Origin of the sequence: Mesorhizobium sp. M1403, assembly GCF_040317695.1 — a bacterium.
Classification (GTDB): Bacteria; Pseudomonadota; Alphaproteobacteria; order Rhizobiales; family Rhizobiaceae; genus Mesorhizobium.
The window spans coordinates 582724-596536 of record NZ_JAMYKY010000002.1 but is presented as its reverse complement, the minus strand read 5'-3'; the positions used below and the strand labels follow the sequence as shown (position 1 = coordinate 596536).

13 protein-coding genes are annotated in these 13813 nt (G+C 60.5%); 4 read left to right on the top strand and 9 right to left on the bottom strand.

Translation table 11 applies throughout. The features are described from left to right. Positions 1 to 160: 160 nt before the first annotated feature. The 3 genes from NKH01_RS07590 to NKH01_RS07580 all read right to left on the bottom strand — a co-directional run bounded on the left by NKH01_RS07590 (position 161) and on the right by NKH01_RS07580 (position 3003). On the bottom strand, positions 161 to 1027 hold the full coding sequence (locus NKH01_RS07590; RefSeq protein WP_502912609.1) for a sugar ABC transporter substrate-binding protein: 867 nt from the start codon (positions 1025 to 1027) through the stop codon (positions 161 to 163). 141 nt (positions 1028 to 1168) lie between these two features. Further along, positions 1169 to 1954, bottom strand: a complete 786-nt coding sequence (locus NKH01_RS07585; RefSeq protein WP_352588826.1) for an ATP-binding cassette domain-containing protein — start codon at positions 1952 to 1954, stop codon at positions 1169 to 1171. Then, complete coding sequence (locus NKH01_RS07580; protein WP_352911395.1) at positions 1951 to 3003, bottom strand: ABC transporter permease; 1053 nt, start codon at positions 3001 to 3003, stop codon at positions 1951 to 1953. The genes NKH01_RS07585 and NKH01_RS07580 overlap by 4 nt, the downstream gene beginning before the upstream one ends. Positions 3004 to 3164: 161 nt before the next feature. On the opposite strand from NKH01_RS07580, the gene NKH01_RS07575 reads away from it, so the two are divergent. Next, positions 3165 to 4076 (top strand): GntR family transcriptional regulator, encoded by a 912-nt coding sequence (locus NKH01_RS07575; protein WP_352849020.1) that lies wholly within the window; start codon positions 3165 to 3167, stop codon positions 4074 to 4076. A 134-nt stretch (positions 4077 to 4210) separates the two neighbouring features. On the opposite strand, the gene NKH01_RS07570 is transcribed toward NKH01_RS07575, so the two are convergent. Further along, on the bottom strand, positions 4211 to 4804 hold the full coding sequence (locus NKH01_RS07570; RefSeq protein WP_352549507.1) for a DJ-1/PfpI family protein: 594 nt from the start codon (positions 4802 to 4804) through the stop codon (positions 4211 to 4213). Positions 4805 to 4931: 127 nt separating this feature from the next. Continuing rightward, positions 4932 to 5624 (bottom strand): GntR family transcriptional regulator, encoded by a 693-nt coding sequence (locus NKH01_RS07565; protein WP_352484920.1) that lies wholly within the window; start codon positions 5622 to 5624, stop codon positions 4932 to 4934. Between the two features lie 339 nt (positions 5625 to 5963). On the opposite strand from NKH01_RS07565, the gene NKH01_RS07560 reads away from it, so the two are divergent. The 3 genes from NKH01_RS07560 to NKH01_RS07550 are packed head-to-tail and all read left to right on the top strand — an operon-like array spanning position 5964 to position 9522. Beyond that, on the top strand, positions 5964 to 7187 hold the full coding sequence (locus tag NKH01_RS07560) for an iron-containing alcohol dehydrogenase (RefSeq protein ID WP_353019806.1): 1224 nt from the start codon (positions 5964 to 5966) through the stop codon (positions 7185 to 7187). Between the two features lie 17 nt (positions 7188 to 7204). Continuing rightward, on the top strand, positions 7205 to 8692 hold the full coding sequence (locus NKH01_RS07555) for an NAD-dependent succinate-semialdehyde dehydrogenase (RefSeq protein WP_353019805.1): 1488 nt from the start codon (positions 7205 to 7207) through the stop codon (positions 8690 to 8692). 8 nt (positions 8693 to 8700) lie between these two features. Continuing rightward, on the top strand, positions 8701 to 9522 hold the full coding sequence (locus NKH01_RS07550) for an alpha/beta hydrolase (protein WP_353019804.1): 822 nt from the start codon (positions 8701 to 8703) through the stop codon (positions 9520 to 9522). Positions 9523 to 9648: 126 nt separating this feature from the next. Here NKH01_RS07550 and NKH01_RS07545 read toward each other — a convergent pair whose 3' ends face one another. The 4 genes from NKH01_RS07545 to NKH01_RS07530 form a co-directional block, all read right to left on the bottom strand. Next, a complete protein-coding gene (locus NKH01_RS07545; protein ID WP_353019802.1) occupies positions 9649 to 10728 on the bottom strand; it encodes an ABC transporter ATP-binding protein in 1080 nt (359 codons plus the stop codon). Between the two features lie 10 nt (positions 10729 to 10738). Further along, positions 10739 to 11584, bottom strand: a complete 846-nt coding sequence (locus NKH01_RS07540) for a carbohydrate ABC transporter permease (RefSeq protein WP_353019800.1) — start codon at positions 11582 to 11584, stop codon at positions 10739 to 10741. After that, a complete protein-coding gene (locus NKH01_RS07535) occupies positions 11577 to 12440 on the bottom strand; it encodes a carbohydrate ABC transporter permease (protein WP_245278558.1) in 864 nt (287 codons plus the stop codon). The genes NKH01_RS07540 and NKH01_RS07535 overlap by 8 nt, the downstream gene beginning before the upstream one ends. 129 nt (positions 12441 to 12569) lie before the next feature. Continuing rightward, the gene (locus tag NKH01_RS07530; RefSeq protein WP_023718523.1) at positions 12570 to 13808 is read right to left on the bottom strand and encodes an extracellular solute-binding protein; all 1239 of its coding nucleotides are present in this window, start codon (positions 13806 to 13808) and stop codon (positions 12570 to 12572) included. Positions 13809 to 13813 lie beyond the last annotated feature (5 nt).

Here is a 13813-nt window from a genome sequence, read left to right as displayed (position 1 = left end):
CCGGGGGGGGGTGACACTGCCAACATGGGGCGGGGGGCGGCAACCCCGGGGCCCCCCGCGGGGGGCACCAACAAACTTGCGGGGGGGGCCCCACCGGGGGGCCGGGGGGCAAATAAACCGCGGGGCCCCCGCCCCCCCCCCCCCCCCCACCGCTGGTGGATCACTCGAAGTCCTTGACGTTCTGCAGCGTCACCAGTCCGGCGCCGGTATCCACATTGGCCTCGACGGGTTCCCCACGGATGGCCTTGACGACGGTGTCGATGCCAAGCTCGCCCATTTTTGCAGGAAATTGAGCTACGCTGGCGTCCTCCGCCCCCGACTTGATCGCTTCGATCTCACCGCAGCAGGCGTCAAAGCCGACCACTATGAGGTTGTCGTTGGCAATGCCTGCATTGCTGATCGACTTGACGGCTCCAGGGATCGGCGGGCCGCAGGCCGCGTAGATTGCCTTGAGATCAGGATTGGCCGTCAGAATGTCTTCGGTCACTGACGTGCCAAGTTCCAGCGTGCAGTTGGTTGCACCTTTGCCGACGACCTCGACCTTTACCTCACCCAGTCCCTCCATCATGCCCGTGACCCGGTCATCCAGAGCCGGCACCCCGGGAACGCCTTGCAGAATACCGATCTTGTCACCGCTCTTGAGCACCGTCTTCAGGTATTCTCCGGCGATCTTGCCGCCATTGAGGTTATTGGTCGATACCAACGCCGTCTGGCCTTTCCAGTTGGGGATGCTGTTGTCGACGAGAACCACCTTGATGCCGGCGGCCACCGCCTTGTCGAGCGCCGGCGCGACCGTCGGGTCGACCGGAGTGATTGCAAGCCCTTTGACGCCTTGCGTGATCATGGATTCGATCAGTGCGATCTGACCTTCGATGTCGGTGGCCGCCTGGCCCTGGCCGGTGACCAGTTCGATCTCCGGATGAGCGGCCGCGTATTTTTTGGCGGCGTCCTCCATGGTCGAGTAGAACGGCACCGGGAATTTCGTGATCAGGCCGATCTTGATCTTGTCTGCGGCCGAAGCCGGCATAGAAAACGCAACGGCGATCGCCAGCCCTGCGAACAGTTTTCGGTTCATTGGCATTGTTTTCCTCCCTTGGATTGAGACGCCTCCCTGCGGGAGACGCTTCAGGCATTTGCGGACCGGAACGGTCCCCAAATCTCGAACGGGTCAGGCTCCAACGATCATGGAAACCAGCTCCTGTTTGTTGTCCTTGGTCGGCACCAGTTCGCCGACCCTGCGGCCCTGGCGAAGCACCACCGCGCGATCGGCGAGTTCGACGACGTGTTCCATGTTGTGAGTGATCAGGATGACGGCATTGCCCTGGTCGCGGAGCGCAGCAACCAGATTGAGCACCTGGCGTGATTCACGCAGGCCGAGTGCGGCGGTCGGCTCATCCAGAATGACAACCTTGCGGGCGAATACGGTCGAGCGGGCCACGGCAATGGCTTGTCTTTGTCCACCCGACATCATGGCGACGACGGCATCCAGCCGCGGCAACGTGACCTTGAGATTCACCAACAGAGCGCGGGTCTCGGCGTCCATTCGGCGCTGCTGCAGAAATCGCAGGCCGCGCGGAAGCCATTGCGGGCCAGCTAACTCGCGACCGGCAAAGAAGTTCTGTCCCGGTGTCAGATTGTCGAACAGCGCCAGGTCCTGATAGACGGTCTCGATGCCGGCGAAGCGCGCATCCGCAGGGGAGCGTATCTGCGTTGGCGCACCATCCAAAAAGATCGCGCCGGCATCGAGTTGGTGCACCCCGCTGATGCATTTGGTTAGCGTCGATTTGCCCGCGCCATTGTCGCCGAGCAGGCCGACGATCTCGCCTCGCCGAACCTCGATGCTGACATCGTCCAGGGCCAGAACCGAACCGAAACGCTTGGTAGCACCGCATACCGCCAGCACGGGATTGTCCGCGGTGACCGCGTGATCGGCGTTGGCCGCAGCAGCGATCATGACTGCCTCCCGGCTTGCAGGACACGCACACGTCCTTCGAGGTAATTGCGCAGCACGTCGGACTCGACCGCTATGACGATGACGACGCCGATGACGATGAGCTGGAAAAAGACGTTGACGTTGAGCAGGTTGAGCGCGTTGCGAATAACGCCGATCATGATGGCGCCGATCAAGGCATGGCCGAGGTGGCCGCGACCGCCAAGAAAGCTGGCGCCGCCAATGATCACCGCCGCGATCGTATCCAGTTCCAGCAGATTGCCGAACAGCGGCGAACCGGCGTCGGTGCGGCCGGCAAGTATGACGGAACCGATGCCCGCGCACAGCCCTGAGATGACATAGACCGAAACCAGGACCAAGGACACGGGAATACCCATGCGCAATGCAGCGTCGGGGCGGCCGCCAACGGCGTAAATCCAGCGCCCCCAGACCATGGTTTTAGCCATGACGAAAAGCACCGCGGCAACGCCGGCAACAACGAAAACCGATCCAGGCAGACCCCAGACCGCGTCGCGGCCAAGCGCATCGATCGAATCCGGCATGCCAGGGATGGCGCGGCCATCGGCCAGTTGCAGCGCCAACCCCTTGGCGATGCTCAATGTTGCCAGCGTGATGATGAAAGGATGCGGCAGTCGGCCGAAGACATAGAAGAGCCCGTTGATCGCGCCGACCGCGGCACCGCAGCCGACCATCACCGCGATCACAACGATGGCGGGGGCGCCAGCATGAAAGCTCAGCGCGCCGACGACGGAAGCCAGCGCAAGGTTCGAGCCGACGGAGAGATCGATGCCGCGTGTCAGGATGACCAGATGCTGGCCCATCGCCACAACCGAGATGACGGCCGTCTGGGCGAGGATGTTGCTGAGATTGCGTCCTGTCAGGAAATAGGGTGACAGAAAGCTGAGGACGGCGACCAGCAGCACCAGGATGACGACCGGACCAGCGCTCAGCAGCATCAGGCCAAGCGCAAGGCCGGGGACGGCTTCTGACTTCCTGGATGCTGGCAACGCGGCCTCGCCGACAGTCGTGCCGGTGTTTCCCGTTTCAGGCAAATTTCCCCTCCCCGCCGCAGCTTGTGCGAGCCGCGTCGTCAAAAACTCAATTCGTGCCTCCTCTTATCGATAAAAAACAACCAGCAGGGTCGGGTCAAGTTGTTTTTTATGGATAAAGTTCATGCTAAAAAGGACAAGGTATTGTTCCAAAGGAAAATCCGATGAGAACGGACACCGTCTACAAGAAGGCCTTCAATCGAGCTGCAAATATGCTGCGCGACGGACAATTGGCCGGCGAACTTCCTTCCGAAAATGAGCTTAGACGGCGAATGTGCGTCAGCCGCACAACCGTCCGAAAGGTTTTGCGAGAACTTGTTAACCGCGAACTTGTCACCGAACGCCACGGCCTCAGAGCGACGGGCCGCGCGGTCGGCGACAACGACTACTACCCGGACGCCGAAACTACGCCTCGCGCCAAACATGTCGAACAGCAGTTCATGGAGTGGATGCTGCGGGGTGACACCAGGCCCGGAACCAGCATCAATGAGCTTGAGCTTGCACGGCAATTCGGTGTTGCGACCAATGGAATTCGCGAATTCCTGATCCGCTTCAGCCGGTTTGGACTGATCGAGAAAAGGCCGAATACAGGCTGGCTTTTCAAGGGTTTCACTGAAGACTTTGCACTTGAGCTCTTCGAGATCCGGGTGATGTTTGAACTGCGTTCGGCACAACTGTTTTCACTGCAGCCGAACAGCTCTCCGCTATGGTCGAAACTCGCCGCGCTCAAGATGGCGCATGCCGACCTGCTGGAGCGAATTGAGAGCCGCTTTCACGACTTCTCCGGCCTGGATAACCGGTTCCACCGGCTTATAAACGAGGCATCACCGAACCGCTTCATCGATGATTTCTACGACATCATCACGTTTATTTTTCACTACCACTATCAGTGGAACAAGCAGGACGAAAAGCAGCGCAACCTTGCCGCAATCCACGAACACATTGCCTATATCGATGCGCTTGAGAGCCGCAACTCCACTCGGATTGAGGTAGCCTGCCGAGCGCATCTGGCTTCAGCAAGGGAAACACTGATGCGTTCGCTTACGGGATTTGATGAAACCAGTATCAATGCATAGCGAAAGACCTTTGATCCTGGGAGAAAACTCAGCGCGATGCAGGCGTTTTGTGATCCGAGGCCGAATTGGCGGTGACAAGTTCTCCTTCCAGAAAGGGAACCGACGCACCCCTTTGAGACGCGTCGGAAGAAGGTCTACGCGTGGCGGATTTCTGTCCCAAGCACGTTCAGGCACTCGCGGATAAACGCTGCAAGCGCCGTCCAGCCCTTGGCTGAAACCATCGTGCCGTCGACATATGCCTCCGTTGGAGACAGGTCGATATAAGTGCCGCCCGCAAGCGTCACTTCGGGCTCGCACGCCGCCAGTGCGCCGACCTTCTTGCCACGCACGACGCCGTCTACCGCAATCAGGATCTGCACGCCGTGGCAGATCGTGAAAATGGGTTTTTTGCTCTCGTGGAAGTGGCGCACCATCGCCTGCACGCGCTTGTCGGTGCGGATGTATTCGGGGCCGCGACCGCCGGCGCAGTACACAGCGTGGTATTGCTCCAGCTGCTTCTCAGCGTCGGAGAAGGTCTTGTTGATCAGCGCATAGTGGCCGAGCTTTTCGGTGTAGGTCTGATCGCCCTCGAAATCGTGCAGCGATGTTTTGATCACGTCTCCGGCGCTTTTGTCTGGGCACACGACATGGACAGTGTGGCCCACCGCTTCCATCGCCTGCTGGTAGACGAAGATTTCGTATTCCTCGGTGAATTCACCGGTCAGCATTAGGATCTTTTTGCCTGGCATGGTCGTACCTTTCCTGTGACAACGGCCGGGCGAGACCTGTGCTCGCCCGGTGGGTTTGACTTTCTAGAAGGGTGAATCGGGGAAGTATCCTTGGCACTGGCCTGTGATCAAAGACATCGGGACAGTCTCAGTCGAACGCCAGCAACAAACGGTCGCGGGAATGCTCGATATGGCGACGCATCGCCTGCTCGGCAGCGGCAGGATCGGCCGCAGCGAAAGCGGCCAGAATGGCCTCATGCTCGTCGAGCGCCTCCTCGGTGACGCGCGAATGGAACATCAGGCGAAATATGTGGAAGTGGGTATGCTGGTGCGCCAGCGTCTCGCGCACGAGTTCGTTGTTGGCGAATTCCATGACCTTGTCATGGAAAATGGCATCCTGGCGGGCGAAGTTGGAATACCTCAGACGCTCGTCCTTGCCTTCACGGCGCGCCATGACGCCCGCCGATTCCTGAAGCTGTGCGAGCTTTACCTCGTCCATGAGCGCGGCTGCCTTGGCCGCGCCATGAGGCTCGAGCAGCAGGCGAAGCTCGTAGAGCTCGTCAAACCGTCGTTTCGTGATCTGCGGCGCAGCGCGGTAACCGATCAGATGCGTCTTCAGCACCAGGCCTTCGCCTTCGAGCCGGCCGAGCGCCTCGCGGATCGGCGTGTGGGAGACGTTGAATTCCTTGACCAGACTGTCGACCGTGATGCGCGAGCCCGGCGCAATCTTCAGCGACATGAGTTGCGCAAAAATCGCTTCGTAGACGTCCTCAACCAGGCTGCTGGAGCGCTGGATACGCCCGCCGGCGAGGTTCGGTTCATCTAGACTGGGTAAGTTCATGGCCTGCATGTTTTGCCCCTTGACACATTGAGTTGCTAACACGATGCTTCGGCCAATGCAATCCTATATCATATACGATTTTATAGAGGATATAATTTTGAGGCTGTTTCAAGACAAAGCGATCGTAGTTGCGGTGGCCCTGCTGGAGCAGTGGGCCGACTCCGCGGTCCGGGCTTCCTCACCGTCCGAGCCTGAACGGATCGTCAGCGCTCCGTGCGATGGTTCAACGCGTCGGAACGCAAGCGCGCTGCAACTGGGGTTTGACGTCAAACCCAGCCTTTGGGCCGAGTTGAACGGCCTTTCGCATTCCAATCCAGACATCATCACAGGATGCAGATAATGAGCCTTTTCGCTGCCATAAGGCTGCCGCGCGAAATCCTCTTCGGGAAGGGCCAACGCCACGTCATTCCGGTTGTCGCGGCCAGGCTCGGGCGTCGCGTGCTCGTCTGCACCGATGAACGTTTTGCCGCAACGGGCCCGTTTGGAGAGATCGTCGCGGCGCTGCGAGCCGCGTCGATAGACCTACTGGTGCATGACCGCGTGCTACCCGACGTTCCCCGGGACACCGTTGCCGTCTGCGTCGAGGAAGCACGGAGGTTCGCGCCCGACATGGTGATCGGCATTGGCGGCGGCAGTTGTCTCGATATGGCCAAATGCGCCGCGCTGCTCATCACTCACGGCGGTCAGCTCCAGGATTACTACGGCGAGTTCAAGGTGCCCGGCCCGACGCTGCCGCTGATCGCGGTGCCGACAACAGCCGGCACGGGCTCTGAAGTGACCCCGGTCGCCGTAATCTCCGATCCGGATCGCACTCTGAAGGTCGGCATCTCCAGCCCATATCTGATCGCGGCCGCGGCCATCTGCGATCCTGAACTGACGATGACATGCCCGCCGGCATTGACGGCGATCGCAGGCGCCGATGCGCTGACGCATGCAATCGAGGCCTTCACGGCCGTCAGGCGGGGGACCGATCCCCGCCTTCCGCAGAAACATGTCTTTATCGGCAAAACCGCTTTGACCGATCATTTCGCCCTGCTGGCGATCAAGCTGCTTGGCCGAAGCCTTGAAACGGCATACCGCCAGCCCTCTGACGAGGACGCCCGGGCCGACGTGATGATGGGTGCACTGGCCGCCGGCTGTGCGTTCGGAACGGCCGGCACAGCGGCAGCGCACGCCGTGCAATACCCGGTTGGCGCGATAACCCACACCCCTCACGGATTGGGTGTCGCCACCATGCTGCCATACGTCATGAAGTACAACAAAACAGCCGCAGCGACCGAGATGGCCGAGATCGCCAACGCGCTCTGCCTCGATGGTAAAGGCCGGGCGCCCGAAGAGTTGGCCGACGCGACCATTGGCGAGGTCAGTCGGCTGTTTGGGGCAATCGGGATCACCCCCTCGTTGGCCGAGCTGGGGCTGCCCGCCGATAAGCTCGATTGGACGGCCGAACAAGCGATCGGTATCGAACGCCTCATCAAGAACAATCCGCGTCCATTCGACTTGAGGTCCATGCGACGCCTGGTCCAGGCCGCCTTTGATGGCGACCTCGCCAGCATCATGTAGCAATCGGGAATATCGAGATGAACACGTTTTCACAGGTTCTGTCGGATGATCAGGGCATCAGCGACTTCCACACAATCTCGCACGGGCTGTATATTGGCGGCCAATGGCGCCAGTCCGCGGATGGCAGGGTGATTCCGGTCGTCGATCCTTCGACCGAGGCTGTCATCGCCGCTGTGCCCGATGCGACCGTGAACGACGCGGCCGCTGCCGTTGACGCCGCTGCCAAGGCAGCCCATGGCTGGCGGACAACGTCGCCGCGAAGGCGTTCCGAGATCCTCAGACGCTGCTTTGAGTTGATGACGGAACGATCGGAGGCACTGGCTACTCTCATCGCATTGGAGAACGGCAAGGCTCTGCGGGATGCCCGCGGCGAGATCGCTTATGCCGCGGAATTTTTCCGCTGGAATGCCGAGGAGGCCGTTCGCATTACTGGCGAATTCGGTATTGCGCCTTCCGGCACCAACCGCATCGTGGTTGACTACGAACCGATCGGCATCTGCGTCCTGATCACGCCTTGGAATTTTCCTGCCGCGATGGCGACCCGCAAGATCGCGCCAGCACTTGCCGCTGGATGCACGGTGATCTTGAAGCCAGCCAGCGAGACCCCGCTTACCGCCTACGCGCTGGCCGCGCTCTATCAGGACGCAGGCGTGCCACCGGGGGTGGTCAACGTCCTGACGACCTCCAGTCCGGGCCCTTTGACAGCCGCCATGCTGGCCGACCCGCGAGTGCGCAAGCTCTCCTTCACCGGTTCGACGGGTGTGGGTCGCGCTCTGCTGGCAGAGGCTGCCGGGCATGTGGTTTCGTGTTCGATGGAACTCGGCGGCAACGCACCGTTCATTGTGTTCGACGACGCCGATCTCGAAGCGGCGCTCGATGGCGCAATGGTAGCCAAGATGCGTAACGCCGGTGAGGCCTGTACGGCCGCCAACCGCCTCTACGTGCAATCTGGCATTTACGAAGCCTTCTCGGACGGCCTCAAGAAGCGGATGTCGTCGCTCAAGGTCGGCCCTGGCACCGACCCGGACACGGAATGCGGACCCATGATCACGAAAAAGGCGGTCGAGAAAATAGATCGCCTTGTCATCGACGCAGTCGCACGCGGCGCGCGGGTCATGTGCGGCGGCTCAGTCCTGTCCGGAACTGGTTTCTTCTACCCTCCTACAGTGCTTCGCAACGTGCCAGGTGACGCAAAGATGGCGCATGAGGAGATATTCGGGCCTGTGGCGCCGATCTCGAGCTTCGACACCGAGGCTGAGGTCATCGCACGCGCCAATGACACCGAATATGGGCTTGCTGCCTACATCTACACGCGCGATCTGGCGCGCGGCATGCGGGTGGCCTCCCGGATCGAGGCCGGGATGATCGCTGTCAACCGGGGGCTGATGTCCGATCCGGCAGCCCCCTTCGGCGGCGTCAAGCAGAGTGGGCTCGGCCGCGAGGGAGGGCAGCATCATGGCATTGCCGAGTTCATGGAGGCGAAATACCTCGCCATCAGCATGTGAGCAGAAGAATGCAAGGCGATCCCTTTCGCATCCGCGACCACGTCGCGGATTTTGACGAAATCGTGCAGGAGTTCGTTGGCCGCAGCGAGGCCGCCCGCGCCACCATTGCGATGACTGCGGACGTGGCCTACGGACCGGATCCGACCGAAACCATGGATCTGTTCTTTCCCGCGGGGAAAAGAACGGCGCTGCCGGTGCACATCTTTGTCCATGGCGGCTACTGGAGAATGTTCTCCAAGCGCGACTATTCATATGTCGCGACGACCATTAGCCAGGCCGGGGCCATTGCCGTCATCCTTGATTATGCTCTGATGCCCAAGGTCAGAATGGCGACGATCGTCGACCAGGTGCGCCGCGCCAAGCAGTGGGTCCTCGCCAACATCGCCGATCATGGCGGAAACCCGGCGGCCCTGACTGTCAGTGGTCATTCGGCAGGAGCCCATCTTGCAACGTTTCTGTTCGACGGCGAGCATACCCCCTCGAATGTGAGGGCAGCCCTTCTGCTGAGCGGGCTCTACGATTTGAAACCGCTCCAGGATTCCTTTCTCGCCGACGAGATTGGAATAACCGACGAGGAAGTCGCCATGTTTACGCCGCTCGCCTATCGGCATGATCCTCAAACCAGGGCGGCGGTTCTGGTCGGAGCCAATGAGACGCCACCCTTCCATCAGCAAGCCGATCGATTCAAAGCAAACTTGGTGCGGCAGGGATCGTTGGTAACGTCGCATGTGCTCCCGAACCGCAACCACATGGACAGTGTCAGAGATCTTGGCGTGCCAGGGACGGAGGCTGCTGATTGCCTGACAGAACTGATCGCCAAGGCCCGCTGACTACCCTGCCGAGATACCGCTCACCCAGCGCAGCTTGACCGCAAGCGGTCCGCATTCGCTCCGGATGAGTTCGAGGCGACATCGCGGATCCCTGCGCCACTGCGTCCAGCCGCTGGTATCCACGTCCTAAATGTTGATGCGCTGCTCGCTATCCGGATCGAACAGGTTGACGCTCGCCGGATCGACGGCAAGAAATATTGGCTCTTTGCGCCGGCCGGCAAACCTCGGCGGCAGGCGCGCGATGATCGCGTTCTCGCCGACCTGCACAGTCACCATGGTTTCAGGCCCGGTGGGCTCTACCACGTCGATCTCCCCAATGATCGAAGCTCGATTCTCCGCAACGGTTCTCAGCTCTTCAGGCCGTATGCCCAACATCACCGGTCGCTCAGAGTCCACCTGCCGGTTCCGCGTCGGCAACACGATCGATACACCGCTCGCTTGAAACCGGACACCCTCCGAATCCGGGACCAGTCGTCCGGCAAGGAAGTTCATTGCCGGAGATCCGATGAAACTTGCCACGAACATATTGGCGGGCCGTTCATAGATGGTGCGCGGATCGCCCAATTGCTGGATGTAGCCGCTTTTCATGACGGCCACCTTGGTGCCCAGCGTCATCGCCTCGATCTGATCATGCGTGACATAGACGATGCTCGTGCCGAGACGCTCGTGCAGGCGCTTGATCTCCGTGCGCATTTCCACGCGAAGCTTGGCATCGAGATTGGACAATGGCTCGTCGAAGAGGAACAGCTCCGGGTCGCGCACGATCGCGCGGCCCATCGCAACGCGCTGCCGCTGTCCGCCCGAAAGGTTGGCGGGGCGTCGATCGAGCAGATGGGAGATTTGCAACATTCGCGCGGCATCTTCCACGGCACGCGTGCGCTGGTCGGCGCCCACGCCACGCATTTCCAATCCGAAGCCGATATTCCTCGCGACCGACATGGTGGGATAAAGCGCGTAGGATTGGAACACCATCGCGATATTGCGGTCCTTGGGCGCAAGGTCGAGGACCGAGCGTCCACCGATCAGGATGTCACCGCCGGACGTGTCGTCGAGGCCGGCAATCATGTTGAGCAAGGTCGACTTGCCGCATCCGGACGGCCCGAGCAGAACCAGAAAGCCTCCGTCCTCGAGCTCGATGTCGACCCCGTGAAGAACCTGTACGGAGCCATAGGACTTGCGCACGTCCCTGATGGAAAGTGTCGCCATGCGAGTACTCCTAGCCTTTGATGGCGCCTGCGGTCAGCCCCTGAACCATGGTTCGCTGGACGATCGCGAAGAGCACGATGACCGGGATGATGCTGAGAATGCCGCCTGCCGCCAGAACGCCCCAAGGAAGCTGGAACTCTCCGACCATCAGTTGCAGGCCCACGGGCCAGGTGCGAGACCCCTGCCCGGTCGTGAGCATCAGGGCGAACAGGAACTCATTCCAGGCCGCGATGGCAATGAACACCGAACTTGCGACCAGGCCGTTTCGCGCAAGGGGCATGACGATACGGACCATGGCGCCAAGCCTTGTCGAGCCGTCGATGCGAGCCGCGCTCTCGAGTTCCTTAGGTGCCGAATCGAAGAACCCCTTGAGCATCCACACGAACAGCGGCAGCAGGAAACTCGTATAGGCAAGCGCTAGGCCGAAACGGCTGTCGACGAGCCCCACACCGCGCATAACAACATAAAGGGGAATGATCATCATGACTGCGGGAAACATGCGAACGACAAGATAGCCGAGCATGAGCTGATCTCGGCCTCGAAACGCGAAGCGAGAAAATGCATAGGCGGCAAGCGTGCCCGTGACGACGCAGATCGTCACCGTCAGCAAGGTAACGACGAGGCTGTTGCCTATAAGCCGTGGGAAACCTGACTGCGTCCAGATGGCGACATAATTGTCGAAGGTAACGCGGCTCGGGAGGTACTGCATCGTCAGGGTGACAATGTCGGCCTCATATTTGAGGGATGTCAGGAACATCCAGATCATCGGACCGATGCAGAACACCGTCAGGCTTGCGAGCACGATGTAGGTGGCGATGTTCGCGATCATCCGCCGGTGACGCTTGCTTTCAATCATCGCCCTGTCCTTTGGTAATCCTGGAGATGCGGATATACCCGGCCGCGAAGATCATCAGGGTCACGAACATCACCACCGACAGGGCGGATGCGTAGCCGAAATTGAACTCCTTGTAGGCAGTCTGAAAGGCGTACAACGACAGCACTTGCGTGGCATCTCCCGGTCCGCCACCGGTGAGAATGAGGAGCAGATCGGGCGAATTGACCAGACCGATGACGCGCAGGATCACTGCCGCCGCGATGACGGTCTTGAGCATCGGCAAGGTGATCAGCCTGAGCTGCGCCGCCAGGCCTGCGCCGTCGACCGCCGCTGCCCTGTAGAGATCCTCGGGAATACCCTTCAGGCCCGCGAGCAGCAGCAGCGCGAAGAATGGAAACCCATGCCAGGCCTCGACGAGAATGGTCGCCGCAAGCGCAGTATTGGGATCAGCAAACCATGCCTTGTAGGCCTGCAGGACGCCTAGCCGGACAAGAAGATCGTTGATGACTCCGAGCCGCGGATCGAGCAGCAAGGCCCACATATGGCCCGCTACGACATTGGGCAGGAAGTAGGGAAGCAGGATGAGCACGGCGAAGATTTTCGTGCCCGGCAAATCCCTGTTGAGAGCTGTCGCGGCGAGAAGACCAAGCGATAGTTCCAGCACGACCGCGGCAGCAACCCACACGACGGTGTTCTTCAATGCGATCCAGAATACCGGGTCTGACCACATCGCTAGATAATGTTTGAAGCCGACCCAGCCATCCAACCCGGGACGCGTCAGACGCATCTCGCGAAAGCTGATTGCCATGCCGTAAAGCGTCGGATAGGCGATCACGAGAAGGATAAGGGCGAGGCTGGGAAGGAGCAGCAAATACATCCAGTATCGGGTCTCGGACAGTTCGCCGAGAGCCCGCATAGGCAGATATCTGCTCGAGCTTATTATCATGAATCTGCGATGCGAAAGCACCGTCCCGTTGCGTTCTGAGCACGGCTGCACGTCCGGGGATCAGCGGAGCGCCGCCTCCAGGCCCTGGATCATGCGGTCTACTGCCTGTTCTGGCGTCGACTGACCCGTCAGCACCGACTGGAAAGCGGGATTGACGACATTTTCGGACCAGCCCGCGGCGCCGACGAAATTGTTCGGCAGGCGTCCGAACTTGAGCGTTTCCGTCGCCGCATTATAGATCGGATTGCCGGTGATCCGCTGATCCTGCAGCGCAGCGGCGGAGGCCGGAAAATAGCCGGTCCCCTCGAGCAGGGCCAGGGCAGCGTCCGTTTGGCCCCAGAAGCTCACCCACCGCCAGGCAGCCTCGATATTGTCTTCCTTCATGACGCCGTTGCCGGCGTACGCGACGCGAGCGACATGCGCCTTCGGACCGGCCGGCATCGGCGCGGTCGAGAATTGTTCGCCCTGCTTCATCGCACTCGAGATTTCGTTCAGCGAACCGGTATGATGCCACACCATCGCAGTCTGCCCGGTGCGGAAGGCTTCCATGATCTGACGGTAGCTGTCGTGGGGCGCGCTCGGCGGCACGACCTTTTCCTTCAGGAAGAGATCGGAATAGAACGTTATCGCCTCAATCGCCGCGGCCCTCTCGATGGCCGGCTGCCCATCCTTGACGATCGGCGAGCCGAACGCCTCCATGACATCGATGACATATTTGAAACCGCCGGCGCCGGCGCGCATGCCGAAGGCATACCTGCCCTTCGAAGGATTGGTCAGTTTGCGGGATGCCTGAAGGAATTCGTCGAAATTTCGGGGTGGCCCCGCCAGTCCAGCTTCCTCGAAATAGTCTGCGCGGTAGTACATCCAGTCAACGAAGGCGAAGGCGGGAACCGCATAAATGACGCCATTGCTTGAAAGCCCAGTCCAGCGGTTGTCGGGAAAGTTCGCCTTGCCCTCCCACCCATTCACGCGCTCGGTAAGATCGATCAATCCCTCCATCGCGGTAAGATCGGCGAAGCGCTCGGCGATCACCATGGCGGTATCGGGACGCCCGCCGGCCAGCACGGCCGATGAAACCTTGGCCATATATTCCGAGTTCGGGATGTTTTCCTGGGTCACCGCCACATCTGCATTCGCTGCCTGAAACAATCCGATGATCTTGAGTAAGCTGGCCATTTCCGACTGACTGGTGAAGTGGTGCCAGTAACTGATGGCACTCGCGGCACGGGCACCACCAATGCGCCCTGCCATCGCGAGGGCCGCCGAACCCACGAGAAACTGCCTTTTGTTCAACCGCATGCGAA